17 protein-coding genes are annotated in these 15815 nt (G+C 43.4%); 4 read left to right on the top strand and 13 right to left on the bottom strand.

Going from position 1 to position 15815, the window contains the following annotated elements; translation table 11 throughout:
* Entirely contained in the window at positions 1 to 1053 is a 1053-nt protein-coding gene (locus J4N37_RS06880; RefSeq protein WP_252042010.1) for a porin family protein, read from the top strand.
* Positions 1054 to 1115: 62 nt separating this feature from the next.
* On the opposite strand, the gene J4N37_RS06875 is transcribed toward J4N37_RS06880, so the two are convergent.
* The 6 genes from J4N37_RS06875 to J4N37_RS06850 all read right to left on the bottom strand — a co-directional run bounded on the left by J4N37_RS06875 (position 1116) and on the right by J4N37_RS06850 (position 5397).
* A complete protein-coding gene (locus J4N37_RS06875; RefSeq protein ID WP_252042009.1) occupies positions 1116 to 2054 on the bottom strand; it encodes a DMT family transporter in 939 nt (312 codons plus the stop codon).
* A gap of 184 nt (positions 2055 to 2238) precedes the next feature.
* A complete protein-coding gene (locus tag J4N37_RS06870; RefSeq protein WP_010448188.1) occupies positions 2239 to 2853 on the bottom strand; it encodes a sugar O-acetyltransferase in 615 nt (204 codons plus the stop codon).
* A gap of 247 nt (positions 2854 to 3100) precedes the next feature.
* The gene (locus J4N37_RS06865; RefSeq protein ID WP_252042008.1) at positions 3101 to 3430 is read right to left on the bottom strand and encodes a hypothetical protein; all 330 of its coding nucleotides are present in this window, start codon (positions 3428 to 3430) and stop codon (positions 3101 to 3103) included.
* Between the two features lie 136 nt (positions 3431 to 3566).
* A complete protein-coding gene (cyaB, locus tag J4N37_RS06860; RefSeq protein WP_252042007.1) occupies positions 3567 to 4115 on the bottom strand; it encodes a class IV adenylate cyclase in 549 nt (182 codons plus the stop codon).
* Between the two features lie 103 nt (positions 4116 to 4218).
* Positions 4219 to 4653 carry an Mpo1 family 2-hydroxy fatty acid dioxygenase gene (locus J4N37_RS06855; protein WP_010448194.1) on the bottom strand — a complete coding sequence of 145 codons (435 nt, stop codon included), beginning with the start codon at positions 4651 to 4653 and terminating at the stop codon, positions 4219 to 4221.
* A gap of 261 nt (positions 4654 to 4914) precedes the next feature.
* Positions 4915 to 5397, bottom strand: coding sequence for a MarR family winged helix-turn-helix transcriptional regulator (locus tag J4N37_RS06850; protein ID WP_010448196.1), 483 nt, complete (start codon positions 5395 to 5397; stop codon positions 4915 to 4917).
* Between the two features lie 120 nt (positions 5398 to 5517).
* Here J4N37_RS06850 and J4N37_RS06845 point away from each other — a divergent pair, with 120 nt between their 5' ends.
* Positions 5518 to 6423: a DMT family transporter gene (locus J4N37_RS06845; RefSeq protein ID WP_252042006.1), complete on the top strand. Its 906-nt coding sequence runs from the start codon at positions 5518 to 5520 to the stop codon at positions 6421 to 6423.
* Positions 6424 to 6498: 75 nt separating this feature from the next.
* Here the strand turns inward: J4N37_RS06845 and J4N37_RS06840 are convergent, their stop codons facing one another.
* Complete coding sequence (locus J4N37_RS06840; RefSeq protein WP_252042005.1) at positions 6499 to 6918, bottom strand: cupin domain-containing protein; 420 nt, start codon at positions 6916 to 6918, stop codon at positions 6499 to 6501.
* Positions 6919 to 7111: 193 nt separating this feature from the next.
* The gene (locus J4N37_RS06835) at positions 7112 to 7672 is read right to left on the bottom strand and encodes an HdeD family acid-resistance protein (RefSeq protein WP_005445951.1); all 561 of its coding nucleotides are present in this window, start codon (positions 7670 to 7672) and stop codon (positions 7112 to 7114) included.
* Positions 7673 to 7964: 292 nt separating this feature from the next.
* Between J4N37_RS06835 and J4N37_RS06830 the strand changes: the two genes are divergently transcribed.
* Positions 7965 to 9245: a mechanosensitive ion channel family protein gene (locus J4N37_RS06830; RefSeq protein ID WP_252042004.1), complete on the top strand. Its 1281-nt coding sequence runs from the start codon at positions 7965 to 7967 to the stop codon at positions 9243 to 9245.
* Positions 9246 to 9288: 43 nt separating this feature from the next.
* Here the strand turns inward: J4N37_RS06830 and J4N37_RS06825 are convergent, their stop codons facing one another.
* Positions 9289 to 10380 (bottom strand): linear amide C-N hydrolase, encoded by a 1092-nt coding sequence (locus J4N37_RS06825; protein ID WP_252042003.1) that lies wholly within the window; start codon positions 10378 to 10380, stop codon positions 9289 to 9291.
* Between the two features lie 228 nt (positions 10381 to 10608).
* Here J4N37_RS06825 and J4N37_RS06820 point away from each other — a divergent pair, with 228 nt between their 5' ends.
* Positions 10609 to 11526 carry a universal stress protein gene (locus tag J4N37_RS06820; RefSeq protein ID WP_252042002.1) on the top strand — a complete coding sequence of 306 codons (918 nt, stop codon included), beginning with the start codon at positions 10609 to 10611 and terminating at the stop codon, positions 11524 to 11526.
* 73 nt (positions 11527 to 11599) lie between these two features.
* Here J4N37_RS06820 and J4N37_RS06815 read toward each other — a convergent pair whose 3' ends face one another.
* From J4N37_RS06815 to J4N37_RS06805, 4 genes are all read right to left on the bottom strand, one after another.
* Positions 11600 to 13081 carry a lytic polysaccharide monooxygenase gene (locus J4N37_RS06815; RefSeq protein WP_503048332.1) on the bottom strand — a complete coding sequence of 494 codons (1482 nt, stop codon included), beginning with the start codon at positions 13079 to 13081 and terminating at the stop codon, positions 11600 to 11602.
* 614 nt (positions 13082 to 13695) lie between these two features.
* Positions 13696 to 13833 (bottom strand): hypothetical protein, encoded by a 138-nt coding sequence (locus J4N37_RS25180; RefSeq protein ID WP_353505820.1) that lies wholly within the window; start codon positions 13831 to 13833, stop codon positions 13696 to 13698.
* Between the two features lie 140 nt (positions 13834 to 13973).
* Positions 13974 to 15110: an HNH endonuclease signature motif containing protein gene (locus tag J4N37_RS06810; RefSeq protein ID WP_252042000.1), complete on the bottom strand. Its 1137-nt coding sequence runs from the start codon at positions 15108 to 15110 to the stop codon at positions 13974 to 13976.
* Entirely contained in the window at positions 15107 to 15814 is a 708-nt protein-coding gene (locus J4N37_RS06805) for an OmpA family protein (protein ID WP_252041999.1), read from the bottom strand. The genes J4N37_RS06810 and J4N37_RS06805 overlap by 4 nt, the downstream gene beginning before the upstream one ends.
* Position 15815 lies beyond the last annotated feature (1 nt).

Below are 15815 nucleotides of genomic sequence, written 5' to 3'. Positions count from 1 at the left end.
ATGAAGAAAACACTGATTGCATTATTTGTTTCTTGTATCACGGCTCCAAGTTACTCAGCGATCGAGATTACTGACAACCTAACGCTTAGCGGTTTTGGCTCGACTTCGTGGGCGTCATCTGACAATGAAATGCCACTTCTCGTGAATCGATTTATTAACGACAAGAACTGCTACGATTGTGACACCACGTTCGGCCTGCAACTCGACTTCTATTACGATGCCTTTAAAGCCTCTGCTCAAGTGGTCAAACGACCTCAGGATCACTGGAGTAATCCTCAGTTAGAATGGGCGTATATCGCTTACACGTATGAGAACGTCGAGTTTCGTGGGGGGCGACTAAGAATGCCCCTATTCTTAGCATCTGAGTATTACTTTGTCGGCCATGCATTTACACCAGCTCGCCCGCCAAATGAAGTCTATGACAGTATTCTTGGTATTACCGCATACAATGGACTCTCCGTTCTTTGGAATCACGATATAAATGAAAGCCTCACTTTAACAACAACACCATTTATCGGATTTAAAGACGACAGCAGTGTTGATTACAACGACACCACTGAACTGAAGTTCACGACCGATGGCATGTACGGCATTAACCTCGTCCTTAGTGGCGACAATTATCGCTGGAATTTTGGCTATCTTGACGCGAAGTACGACCAAGAAACTATACTCACGAATGTTAACTTGACCATAAAAGAGACAGACCAAAGAATTCAACTATTTTCGCTCGGGGCCGTGTATGAGCTAGATGCCCTCACCTTAACAGTCGAAGGTCAAACCAACGATATTGCCTCTGCATGGTATATACAAGGTTCTTACAACCTCAACGAGTTCACGCCCTACGCGACGTATGGCCAACAATTTGATGACCAAGAGCACAAAGATGGTGACAGCTATTTATTGGGGGTGAGATACGATCTCCACTACAACGTGTCACTTAATGCAGAATGGCAACACTTCAAAGCCTATCGCAATGCCTCTGGTGCGTTTGTTGATACTCCAGAAGACGATGACGCAAACATGTACACCATTATGGTGAACTTCGTCTTTTAGGCACTTGGCAGGTCGAACTTTTTCGACCTGCCCGTTCTAAACGACTTGCCTGTTTCTTTTCGCTACTTGCCACGATTAATCATCACCACAGACGCAATGGTCAGCACCATGCCAATCGCGTGATACCAAGTGAATGCTTCGCCTAGTATGACAATCGCGCACAGCGCCGTCATAGCAGGACCGACATTACTGACTAAGCTTAAGTGCGCAGGATGCAAACGAGCCATTGCTGCTGCGATCAAATAGGAAGGAATGACGGTACAGAACAAACCTAATAGTACGCCAACAATGATCAGTTCTTTCCCCATGGTGTGCAATTCCAACTCACTGAATGACAAGTGAATGAGAATAGCGACACCCGCACTCCCCATTCCAATACTGGTAAAGATGGTGCTGCCTAACTTGGCGATGCAGCCTTTGCTCAGCACCAGGTACACCGCAAAAACAAACGCCGACAAAATCGCTAACCCACCGCCAAACCAGATTTGTTCGCCGTATTGGGAAAGATCATGGGCGACAATCAAGCCCACACCAACATACCCCAGCATTACTGCAATCAAAACATTGCGCTTCGGGGCTTGTCTTTCCTTAAACCACATAATCAGAACAACAAAAGTAGGGAAAAGAAAAATCAATAACCGCTCTAACTGCGCTGAAATATAGTTAAGCGCTGTGATATCTAAATAGCTTGCGAGATAGTACCCCAACACACCAATGGCGGCTGCTTTCACTCCATGCTGCTTTACTTGTGCTCGCTGCTCACACCGGCGCAACATCCAAAAGAGAATACAAAGATAGATAGGCAGCGAACTGATGGCTCGGAGCGTCATGATGCTGACTGCATCACCGCCATATTGATACGCCATTTTGACGAAAATAGGTTTAATCGAGAACAACAGAGTGCCTGCAAGTGCGAACATTACGCCTAATGTGATTGCACTCACCGTTCGCTTTTGAGGCTGGCTTTCAGCATGGGGGCTGGGTTCAGATGCCGTATTCATTTTCTCTCCTTGATGATGTTTTCATGTTCAAACAAGGCTACGAGATAGAATACGACTCAGGCTGCATCTACTCGCAGCCAGGCACAACTCAACCTACCGACTGCTTGGCAAAGGGAGGAGGAGCCACCAGAGGTTAGTTGTGCGTAGGATCATTCTAGTTTCCTAGTAAAGTAGAGAGTTTAGGCTAACCGTTGAATATATTTTGTTCAAGCTTACGGTCTTTAAAATAGTACTCTTTATCGTGTTGTCCGACCTCTCGTAGTACTCGACACGGATTACCAACCGCAACAACGTTGGCTGGAATATCCTTTGTCACCACACTACCAGCACCAATCACCGAGTTTTCACCAATCGTCACGCCCGGCAATACCACAGAGTTGGCCCCGATCCAGACGTTATTGCCAATATGAACAGGGATATTAAACTGCGCCACGTCGCGCCTTAGATCCGGGTCAATTGGGTGCCCTGCGGTCGCGATAGTGACATTCGGCCCAATCATTACGTGGTCACCAATATAGATATGGGTGTCATCAACTAACGTTAGATTGAAATTGGCATAAACATTATCACCAAGGTGAGTATGACAGCCCCAGTTCGCTCTCAATGGTGGCTCGATATAGCAATTCTTCCCAACTGATGCGAACAGGCGATGCATAATCTCAACGCGTTTTTCACCTTCTGACGGGCGTGTCTGGTTATAGTCATATAAAGTCTCTAGACATTCGGTTTGCATTGCCGCCAACTCTTCGTCATCACAAAAGTACACTTGCTGGCTGTGTAGCATGGCTTTCTTATCCATTATCTTTCCTATAGAGGGATGTTCTTTGGGGAAATCTAGCAAAGAGCCAATAACAAAATCTTGGCAAAAATCATGAAAGTAGCACCGTATCGCAGTCAGAGATGAATAATGCCATCAGGTACACAGTTTGACGCGATACAAACGCACCTTGTTTAGACGCACAATGGCAAGAAAGTACAGGAATGAGATACAAGATACGAAGCATACGAGTAAAAAAGCCGCACCCCTCGAATATTGCAGCACCTTATCAACCAGACTTATTTTTTTGATTTCGGTTTTCTAATCGTGCTTTGAATTTCTTATCTCGGCGCTTTAACGCACGGAAAAATTTAGACTCTTCGTGATACCAGCCAATCACGCTGATCGGAAAGCCCACCAACATCATGATAAACAGGTCGGCTGGAAGCTGCTCCGTGATATCTCTGAGGGTTTGCAGCTCGCCAAAGACGAACAACCCAATGACTTTGCCAACCAGCAATGCACAGCAGATCATCAAGAAAGACTTCACAATGTAGTGCCATTTGCCTTTCTTGCGCTCTTCTCGCCAATACACGTATTTGTGTTCGCGGTTGTACATTGCCCCTCCGAATCTGTGACATTGTCACTAGCTACTTGCATCTTTTAAGAACGTAGACACAGCGCTTTCACACTACTCTAATCATAGTGCCCTTGGAGGAAGTTACTTGTCAGACCAATAAGAAATGACGTGGATTTTACTCAGTTTGCCACATCTGCTTATATGAACGGCGCTCCTTGTGCGACTCGTCCAAACCAAATCGTGCAGCAAGTGCTTCCAACTCTTGCTTATAACTAGCAAGCGCACTTTCGTCATCCGTCATAATGGCGAACTCGGCAAAATGTCCAATGCCTTCTAGATGGTCGAGAGTAATATGGAACGAACCAATAAAGTAAATGCTGCGCACTTTTTTGGTCTGAAGAATCACTTCGTACCCCATGTTTTCCAGCATACTTTTCGCGGCATGAGACTTGGTGATATCGGTGGCTTCGCAGCGATCTTTTTCTGGGCCTTTTACAATCCAAAGTTTGATGCCTGAAGGTTCGATCTCTCGAATCACAAGGCTTTTCCCTTCGTCACTGAGTTTTCGCTCTGGCGTGTCGTAGAACCAATCAGACTCTTGATTGTCTTCAAACATGACTTCATGCTCTAAACCACCCAGCACCGCTAAAAAAGCTTGTTTATCTTCTACGCGGTATTTCAATTCGACTTCAAACTGACCTTGAAAATGCTGCTCTGCACTCATGTGACGACCTCACTACTGCTTTACACCTCATACCTCTGGGCGTTTCAAAGCAGCAGGATGGTAACACAGCCTAGATGGCGAATCTGATAAACAGACCTTTCTTTTAATGTTTGCGAAAAACCCAAATAGGACCAATTAATAGAAACTGTAGATCTTCAAAAAAGGAGGGTTTCTTCCCTTCTATCTTGTGTCCGATAAACTGGAATATCCAAAGGACACCAAATAACAGCATTGAGATGTGAAGTACTGGCCAACCAAGGATGTCCATCGACCATATCAAGCCAATACATGCGACGGTGTAGCCAATCATCATCATAAACACGCTTAGGGAAAGTCGGAAATAAAAGATCCACGCGGGTACTGCCGCCAGCCATACCCAATTGAGATTGAATCCAAACAAAGGAATCTGCGGAATCGACCAAATCAGCCCCACAACAGACAGAAAGATACCAGGGACAGCAACTTTATGAATTTTCTGGTTGATAGGGTTTTGATGGCTTTCACCGTAGGCTTCTAACCATTCAGAGAGTGCACGCATAACTTCATCTTTAACATCACCATAACATTTATATAGTCGGTGCGAGTTAAAGGTGCGAGTTTTTGTTTGTTGATATTGGCGATAAGCGAAGTATCTGTGACCAAGAACAAACTATCTTACTGATATCAAAATGAAATACGCTGAGCTTTTATTAATTTGGCGACCACTAGCTCATATGAGCATTCACATAAACGTACCGACAAACTGCTCTAGCTCTTCAATGTCCATGATTCATCCCAATCCGAAGCCTATGGAGCTCAGTTACTCATATTGAGGCAGTAATAGCTTTAACGCCTGGTTAACCTGCTCTCTTTCATCGCTGGTTAGCGAACCCATCAATTCATGTTGTGCCTGTAAATGCTGCTCAATAAGCGCATCGATCAACTCAAAACCTTTTGAAGTAAGTTGAACAGTGACACTGCGGCGATCTTCTTTACTATGCTCTCGATCGATCAAGCCTTTCTTTTCTAGCTTATCGAGTCGGTTGGTCATCGCACCAGAAGTCAGCATCATCGATGAGATCAACTCCGATGGAGTTAAGCGATAAGGTTCACCGCTACGACGCAACGTGGCTAATACATCGAACTCGCCCATTTTGAGATCATAACGCTTATGAACTTCGGCAACGTGGTTTTCCATATGCTTGGCAATCCGCATTAGACGTCCCATGATCGCCATCGGCTCGGTATCGAGATCAGGCTTTTCCTTAGCCCACTGACTTACCACTCTATCAATTGCGTCCATTTATCCTTTCATCTCCAAGACATTTTGATTGACGAATGTATTTTAACATAGAGATACTTTACAAGAAGCAATAACGAGCGTACCTTTACAATAAATTATCTCAACGTAAAGATATTTAACATGAACATTTTACTCGCGATGATTCCGGCGTTCTTCTGGGGAACCACGTACGCCGTGACACAGTTTACTTTGCCAGACTGGCCGCCAGTGTTACTTGGTGCACTACGAGCATTGCCAGCTGGTCTATTACTACTTGCTATCAAACCTTCATTACCAAAGAAACAAGATTGGAAGATCTTGCTTGTACTTGGCACGATTAACATCGCCCTCTTTTTCGGTCTCATTTTCGTGATGGCGTTAACCTTACCTTCTGCAATCTCTGGTGTGGGTATGATTTCAGTGCCTGTCTTTGCCATGCTATTTGGTTGGGTGGTTTACAAGCGCCAACCGAATCTTATTCAAGGGGTCAGTGGTGCCACCCTTATCGCGCTGGCTTGGTTCTTGTTCGACCCAAGCTCGATTACGCTAAACCCGATCGGTTTAGTGGCAATGTTGTCTGCCATTATGTGCATTGTGATTGGCAGCAGCGTAACTAAATCTTTAGGTTCAAGAATGCATTGGTGGACGGTGCTCACTTGGCAACTTATTTTAGGCGGCCTGGTTTTATCCATCGCGGCAGGTGTACTAGCAAACATTAACCCTGAGCCATACGTTCAAGCTGTCCAAAACATCTCATTAAGAAACGTAAGTGGGTTGCTGTGGGTAATCGTACTCAACACGGCACTTGGCTACGGCATGTATGTATGGTTGTTGCAACGTATGTCAGTTGTTGACTTCACGTTTGGTGGCATTGCCAACCCTGTTGCAGGCATTGTATCAGGTCTGATTTTGATGGGTGAAAGCTTCACGCCTATTCAATACAGCCTAATGATCGGCATGATTACCATGTCGCTTGTGCCTCAATTGGTTCTGTCATTTAAAGAAAAGCGCAATACCAACCACGCTAAAGCTTGTGAATCCAAATAACGCAGAACGTTAGCAGAGCTTCCCATTCAGATAGAAAGCCCGAGTAGATACTCGGGCTTTTTGTTGTTTCGCAACTCACTTCACCGTTATCGGCTCATTTTTCACCCCAGCGTAAAACACTATGATCTCGGTGGGGTCATCACCTGTGTTCGCCCCAAAGTGCCACTGTTCAACGACTTCAGCAATCGCATCGCCAGCTTTAAGTGTGATCTTTTCTCCACTTTTCTTGGTGACCGTGATTTCCCCTTTCAGCACAATACCTGCATTAATGACTGGGTGCTGATGCATTGGCAACTGCACGCCTTTTGGTACGGTGATTTTTACGATAGTGACTTCAGGCTGCCCTTGCGGATAACTGGGTAATTCTGCGCCATCCCAGCTGGTTGTTGTTTTTAACATCACTTCCGCTTCAACTGAATCTGGCAAATGATTGTCTGCCCACGCAGAGCCGAGCGTCAAAGCAAGTGCTATCGTTGCTGTTTGAATTGGTTTCAAAGTCCTCTCCCTGCTTATTGATAACCTTTGATTAAACAGTAAGAGAGATTTGAATATGAGCCTGATTTGAAGGACAAATGTGTGAGGGAAACCGTGGTTTTGCTTGTACCCAATTTTACTTAGCCATAAAAAATGCCCACCGAACCGGCAGGCACTTTGTACTATTTAACCTAGAGATGCTTGATAACGCTCATTAAGAGAGCTTCTTCATTTGCATCCCCATAAAGATAAAGCTAATGCCTTCAATCAATAATGAGATGCCAACAAAAGTGCCCAACAATGTAGTCGAGAACGCAGGATCATCAAGCAGCATAAAGAAGTAGCCACCAATCAGAACCGAAATCACGCCACTGAACACGATTACATTGCTGCTTGGTAAACTTCGATTGCTTAAGCCGAAGAACACACGGGTTAAACCATTAAGAATCATCACAATCACCATCAACATCGTAATGGTTACCAAGCCTGCCAGCGGTTTAAACAGAATGAACAAGCCACCGACAATATACAGCACAGCACTTAAAACGTACCAAAGCTTCTCTTTCCACACGTTAATAGAAAATGTGTGGTATGCCTGAACCAAACCACTGAACAACAGTACCGCACCCACGATGGTCGAGATCGTTACGCCCGCAAGCACCGGCAAGCTCATAGCACCAATGCCCATTAAAGAGATAATAACACCAACGATAACAAAGTATTTCCAGCCTTTAGACAAAAAAGTTGGCTGTTGTGATTGATTAGAATTTTCCATTGAATGCCTCTTGAATTAAACGCGAGCCGCCTTTTCAGTCTAGTCTAATAAAACATTGATAGTTCACAGACTTAGCAGAAAAACGTGTCCCGTTTTCATAATTTGATGTTAAACCTGTATCACATCTTCGCCTATACGCTATTTTTGAATAATAAGTTTCAAGATTGCTGGATTAAACCAGTGCAAAACATAGAGATGGAGAGTAGGATTAGCGGCTTTCTAACGCCTGTTGCCTGACTTCTCCGCAGAAGCTCTCACTTCTTCATTCAGGCTACATTTTGAGGATGACATTTTGCTCGATCATCACATTCGCACCTTTATTGCAGACAAACTCAGTTCCGTGGGCATCAATAGCGACCCTTATGGCGTCGAGCTCACAACCGTTTTTATTCTTGCGAGCTTAACCGCAGCAGCGATCAGTTACCTGATAGTTCATCATCTGATCGTTCGGTCGGTGAACAATGTTCTGCAAAAAGCCAATAAACCGCTCGCTGAAAGTTTGGCGAAATATGATGTCTTAGAAAAACTCTCACTGCTGATCCCAATCATGGTGTTGGATGTCTTTATCCCTCTCGCCGTTGGTCATTACGACTGGTTAGCCAACATCTTTGACCGGATTCTTAGTATCTCTATTTTGGTCATTTTTATTTGGATGATCTTTGCCTTGCTTGATGCATTAAATGACATTGCGACATTTAAAGGCATCACAAGAAGAATGCCGATCAAAAGCTTCGTCCAACTGATTAAGCTGTTCACCTTCTTCGTTGGTGTCGTGGTTTCCATGTCGATTCTCGCCAACGAATCACCAGTAATTTTCCTCTCCGGTTTGGGTGTTGCGACGGGCTTCGTCATGTTGGTGTTTAAGGACACGATATTGGGGTTCGTTGCAGGTATTCAGCTATCTGCAAACCGCATGATCAGCCTGAACGATTGGATTCAAATGGACTCTTACGGCGCGAACGGCACAGTAGAAGAAATCTCACTCACTACAGTAAAAGTTCGAAACTTCGACAACACAGTGAGTATGCTTCCAGCTTATGCCCTAGTGCAAAATGCCTTTATTAACTGGCAAGGCATGTCAGATTCTGGCGGTCGCCGTATCAAGCGTTCCGTGAATGTCGATGTCACATCGATTCGCTTCTTATCTGATGAAGAAATTGAAAAGCTAAAAAGCATCCGAATCCTTCGCCAGTACATTTATGAGAAATCGCGTGAAATCAGCGATTACAATGAAGAAATGAGTGAAGAGCCAGCCTTTGGCAACCTACGCCAAATGACCAACTTGGGTATGTTCCGCGCTTACATTAGTGCATACCTGAAAGCGAACAAAGATATTCATCAGTACATGCTGATCATGGTGAGACAGTTAGAGCCGACACCAGAAGGTATTCCGTTACAGGTTTATGCGTTTACCAACAATACTGACTGGGCTTACTATGAAGGCGTACAAGCGGATCTGTTCGATCATATCTATTCCATCATGCCACTATTTGGTCTGCGTCCATACCAAATGTTAACGAGCAACGATGCTACCCACCTAACACGAACCAACAGCACTTCATCATTCAACTGAGCATTTAAAATATGGGGGCCGCTAAGCCCCCATTCGGGAATGTTTAGAGTTCCACATTCTCTATCGTGAATGAGCCATTATCGAGTTTGCGTTTTAACTCTTGCTTTTGGTTAAAGTCGATTTTAGTTAAATCAACTTTCTTAATCCTGCTGTCGTGCATCGTTTTGTAGTAAAGCGCTCCATTACCTTGGTCAATGACCGAAGTCCATTGCGTAGCACTTGGTAAATCAGGGATATGCTCTCGATATTCAGAACTAAACTCAGTACCAATCGGAATATCAAAGTTGTTCAGTATATGGAATGCTTGCGATACCGCCTCTTGCGAGGTTTTCGATTCTGGCGCTGTATTAACAAAGAATGCCGCACGAACAAAACGCGATGGTGGTGTAATATCCCCCGGTAAACCTAAGAAACCAGAGCCAATACCAAAAGATCTCGCTTCTACACCACCAAACTTAGTCGGTGCACTGGTGCCCGGCTGAAGGTGAATATAGTTGTTCAAGTTCGTTACTTGCCATGGGAAGGTTGGCGAGTTGGTCAGTACCCCCACTTCGTTATCGTAGATGTGCACCTGACCACCATCCATAATCTCAATCACGATGTTGTTACCCGCTTTGTCGGTAACACGCCAATGTCCAGTTGGTGATGGTTGCCCTTTTTCATCAATGTAAACAGGAACAATATCGATGTTTTTCATTGCGGTTTTGACTTCATCAACCGTCTTGAATTGCGATAACATCCAACGAACAAAATCCATGTCAGCAATACTGTTTGTGCGATCTTTTGGATTATACGCCTTTAGCGATCCGTATCCTTTAAAGTAGAACAAACCTGCCGTTAACCCTTCTTCGTTCACGCCTTCACCAATAAAACGGTCATCACTCACCGAAATACCAACAAACCCGTATTTGCTCTTCCAGCTTAACCCTTGTTTTTGGTCTGGCATGGTTGAAGTAAACGAGTAATCTCGAGGAGCAAGGATCAGTTTGCTGTTTAGATCGCTCTCACCCCACTCAATCGTTCGAGCGTGAATATGGTCGTTTGTAGTAGTAGAAAGAGAGATGCCAGTGCAAGCACTTGCTGGCGCGATAATGCTGGCTGAAAGTGCCATAGCTAGGAGGGTTTTCTTTATCATTTTTAGATCCACCAAGGAGGGGTAATAATTCGCGATTGTATTCCTTTTTAAACAACTTACAATCAAAAACATATTAAATTAGTAGAGTATACCCAAGTGACTTCAAGATGCAGGATTCAGAAGTCACTTGGGTATATAAGCAAGTTTTGATTTACCCCAAAATAAAACACACTTTTCGTATGGAATTATGTGTAATGACGCACCACACTTATGAAAAAGGAGGTCGTTATGAGTAAATTTCAGAATATTTTGTTCGTTAGCCACGGATTGGCCAGCCAAAACAACTCGCTGGATCAAGCCCTCAAACTCTCCCAGCTTCACAACGCCAAAATCAGTGGCCTAATTACTTGCCCTGCGCTCCCGTCTAGCATGAGTGAATATAAGGAGACTTACCAAACATCTTTAGTAAACACCGTTAACGCTGAGCTTTCATCAATCGGTCAAGACCTTAACTCATTTCCAATCGATATCGAAAGCAATACAAAACCCGCGGTGAGTGTTATTCAACATGTATTAAGTGGTAACCACGATTTGGTTTTTAAAGAAGCTGAACCAGCATCTGACGACCAAAAAGGCTTTAAAGCACTTGATATGAAGTTGCTACGCAAATGTCCTTGCCCCGTTTGGATAAGCCGAAGACACAGCAAACAGATGGCAGACCAAAAAGTCGCAGTCGCTATAGAGCCAGATGTCGAGAATAATGAAGAAATGGAACTCGCCATTGAGCTTCTTAGAACGGCACGATCCATCGCTGATACATGCAACGGGACATTAGAAATTATCTCCTGTTGGGATTTCCTAATGGAGAGTTATTTACGACATCATATTTGGATACACGTTGATGACCAAATACTTGATAAACAAGTTCAAGCGATGAAAGGAGAACATCAGAAGAAGCTTAATGAGTTGATTGAAAAATCTGGAATTTCTGGAGATATCAAAGTGCACCACTTACATGGTTCAGCTGAAGAACTTATACCCCGTTGGGTAGATAACGAAGACGTTGATACATTGGTGATGGGAACCATTGCACGCTCAGGTATTCAAGGGCTCGTTATTGGTAACACTGCAGAAAATATCCTTCAAGCGATCAGGTGCTCTTTAGTTGCGCTCAAGCCAGAAGGATTTGTATCCCCAATTAAATAACGTTGCACCTTTTATCAGGCCACCTTCAATCCATGATTAAAGTGGCCTGATTTATTAGCATACAGTTCAGGTCTTAATTCGCCGGACGCCAAACACCCCACTGGTCTTTTTGGTAAGTCGTTTGTGGATCATCACCACCTTGAATCCACCACTGAGCTTTCCATTTTCCACCAGCGTAAGACACCACTTCACCACCTAGATACGTTTTTGCTGCATCCCATTCGTCGCCACTTGGATCTGGGTCTGGTGTTGGTTCTGGATCTACACTGCCTTCGTCTGCAATAACTTCAAACGTGAATATCTCTGTACGCTCGCTGTTCACTGCATTCGCAACAAACGACAGTGTTTCATTTTGTGTGACTGCCGTTGTATCAACGACGATAGAAGCCGTGCCATTGTTCTGAATGCTAACTGCAGAACCTTGAGTTTGCGTTAGGTTCGCTGCTTCGCTAGTTGCAATAACCACTTTGTCACCTGCGTTTACGACCTTATCACTCTTAACAAGCTCGTAGAGTTCACCAGTTAGAGGCTCAACCGTACCATCGTCCCCATCAATTACTGAGATCACACCCGATGCACGGCTATCTTTTGAGTTGAAGAAGTTACGTGACGGTTCGTTTTGGAAGTACATGTAGTGAGACATTTCTTCATGCCAATCACCAATGAAGACCGCTCCATCTTTGAACTCAGCATGCCATCCGTTGATCTCTGACGCCAACAGACGCTGCCAGTCATTGATGTTGGATGAATTCACTTCAATATCAAAGCTGCGGGCAACATCGCCGTACTTATTGATGATGTCATACTTAACCGTGTCACCCAGATCAGGACCGATGAAATCAACGGGAATATACAAGTCACCTTTTACAAGATCAGGTTGCGGTGTTGGCTCTGGTGGAGGCGTTTCACCACCCACAATAGTAATGTCTGAACAGTTGTAGAAACCTTCACCCGCAGCATCATCACGCTGCCAACGTACAAATAGAATTGCGTCACCCGAACGGTCAGAAGGAATGGTAACGTTCATACGGTACTTACCACCTTCAACAGGAACATTGCCCTCTTTCTGAATAAGCTCTAGGTCACCCCACGCGAGCGCTTTGCTCAGATCTGCGCCAGGTTTGGTTAGGTAAAATTCCCAGAATGAGGGGTTGTGTGGTGCAGTGGCGTTGAATACAAACTCAAATGAACCCGTGTTGAGCTCTGTTCGAGTCCAAGCTGTATGTGGTGCACCCATGCCCTTTTTCTGAGGGTCATTTGCAAAACACAATGTGCCGTCAGGGATCGCCGCTTTTACTGCTGCGATATTGTTGTAGTCAGTAATGTTCTTGGCGTATTCATTACGCTGAACAAACGGGTAAGTACCCGAGATTTCTTTTGCTTGAGCACAAGCTGCATTTGGTGGATTACCCGACCAAATTCCGCCTTGTTCATAACATGTATTTTGTCGAGCACTCGGAAACTCTGACCAACCGTGAGCATTTGCTGCTGTTGGTAGGCCAGATAGCATCGCCATACCCACTGCTGCTTTAAGAATGTTATTATTTGCCTTCACTTTTTCACTCTCTTCCATTTATTGTACAAATAAGACCTAACAGATGTTTTATATCCGCTATCACCTATTGCGCGTTTATAGTTTTAATCAGAAAACAGTAAAAAATAATATACGTAACTAATTTCAATAAAAGCTCCACATTTATCTAAAGGAATTAATATCACAATTTTAAATATTTAGAATTCTTATGACAAAACCCTCACCACCATATAATACACATTAAAAACAATTACTTACAAACAAATGTCGTTCAAAAAATGATATATATGTAGAGTAAATACACCATAAAAGTATTCTTATTACTCAAGCTAAAATTGACCATGAATTGTGACTTATATTCCAATCCATTTTTTAAATCCTTATGATTAAAAAATCTAATTAATGCCAAGCTAATATAATTAAGTAAAATATTTAAAACAAAAGCTTTCACCACCCCTATATTTTATCAATCTCGGAAAAAGTGCATCAGATATGAAATTAATCTGCCTTTCACTTGTGGCGAGTTTTATTGATGTACAAAAAAGGAGCAGGTGCTCCTTTCATTATTGCTGGATATGTACATCTCTTTGCGGGAATGGAATGGTGATGTCTTCTGCATCAAAGGCATCTTTTACTCACTCGTACAAACCAAAATAAGCGGGCCAATAATTTTCAGAATCTACCCATGCCCACACTAACATGCCAACGTGGCTGTCACCGTGTTGGCTAACATGGACATCTGTCGCTTTTAAAAGATAGGCCTCATGAGCAATGTTGCTTGTAATGATGATTTTGTGTGTCTGAGAGATTGATTTGCAGCGAACTCATTGCCAAATTCTTCTCTGAGGGCTTCCAAGCATGGTCGACTGGAATGATTCTCTCAATTATTTCTTCTAGCTTAACCTACATTTATTTAGTGCCTTAAGTTATAAGCTTGTGATTTGTAATTTTCCAAAAAGTCATTAATACCCACGACCTGCCAACCATTACTGTTTGCATATTCAATATCGTTCATTGATATTGCGACACCAAATTTGTGCTTTGGCCACGCAAGTTCAAGCCGTGCGCCTCCCCCTCTGAAACTGTCTTCAACAAAATAGTTAATATCGGGGAGTTTCAGATACGCTTGTCGACAAGCATGCAATACGCCATGTACACCTGGATCTGAGTAATCAAACAACTCTTGCCACTCACCGAGGTCATCAAGTAAACCTTGTTGTTTACGCAGATCATTTATTGTCTGACGCTCTCTGTGGCTGAGACCCATATGCTCATGCATGGGTTGTTTGCTGTGACAATCGATACACAGTGCACGAAGGTTTGACGGCCTGTTATCTGATTTAACACCATTAACATGATGAACATGCAGAAGTGATCGGTTAGAACGCATATTCACTTTACATTGTTCACACTCAAAGTTTTTTTCTACTCTATAGTGGGAGGATATTTTCGACCAATCATCACTGTAGCCACTCTCAGCGGTCTCAGCTCGTCGAGACGGCATGTGAGGGAAGAAAGAGCTATAGGTAGCAAAGAACTCTGGCATATCAAATTCATCGAATATCTTCGAACGATGACCGCCACTGCTATAGCCCTTATAATTCAATTGCCCTAAGCATAATTTGCAGATGTTTAATCTTGCATAGCCCTCTTCCTTACTTTGACCATAATACCCGCTACCAGATATAGGAAACTCACCGGATGTATCATTGATAACTACATATCTTTCGAATCGCCCTTCCGCACGCATAGATTTCAACTTAGAACAATCAGTCACATGATATTTATTGCCAGTTGATGGGTTTTTAATAACTGATTGAACAGCACTACCATGGTCTTTTATATAAAGGAGAACTTGTCTTCCTTTGTAGCTAAGTAAACCAGAATCAATATCGACATCTTTGAGCTCTACGTCTTTGCCTTGAGCAAGCTCTATATCAATTTTGCTTTTTTCTGTTATTTGATGGACCCAGGAAAATACGCCTTTTTTTTCTGGCTCCATAATTTCAATCGCACGCATAAGGGAATGAAGATTAAGCGTTAGTTTCATTCCGCCCCCAAGATCTTCAATATCTGCTCTTCAGCGTTAGTGATTACACGAAAAGACACTCGACGAGAGCGTTTTTCGTCTTCTACACCATCTTTAATAACTGCTTTAGATGAAGAATAACCTACTGCCGCAACGTTATTTTTTACCCAGCCATAATGTTGTGCACGAACATCATCAAGTTTCATTACATAGCCAAGTACTGCACGCGTCCGTGACTGTGATAAACGCATGTTATTGAAGTAAGCCTCGTAATCGCTAGAATCGTGATTCCAACGGCTAGAGGTATGCCCTTCAATTTTAATCTCTTGAATAATCGGCTTGTACTGCTCTAATACTTCAAGGTAACGAGGAAAGAAATCATTCAAAATTACCTGAAATTGCTGAGTTAAATTCGCCTTACCATTTCCGAACAGTACTTCAGGTGAAGTAAAGTTGACACTCAACGTATCTCGATCAATTTCAGCCCCCCACGTATCAAGATCTTTAGCAAACTCTTCTAGCAACGCAATATAGATGGCCTGCTGGGTTTTCTGATAAGTTTCTGCGACTTCTTTTATTTTGTCACGCTCAACCATAGCATCACGCATAAGTGCAACAGAAATGAACAAGAACACCATCATCAAACCCGCCATTAGATCTGATACTGACATCCAATGTTCACCACCATCACCGGTAGATTTGTTTTTTCCGAATAGCTTTTCCATG

Origin of the sequence: Vibrio sp. SCSIO 43153 (assembly GCF_023716625.1) — a bacterium.
GTDB lineage: Bacteria > Pseudomonadota > Gammaproteobacteria > Enterobacterales > Vibrionaceae > Vibrio > Vibrio rotiferianus.
The sequence above is the reverse complement of the archived record's forward strand: the minus strand, read 5'-3'. Positions and strand labels throughout refer to the sequence as shown.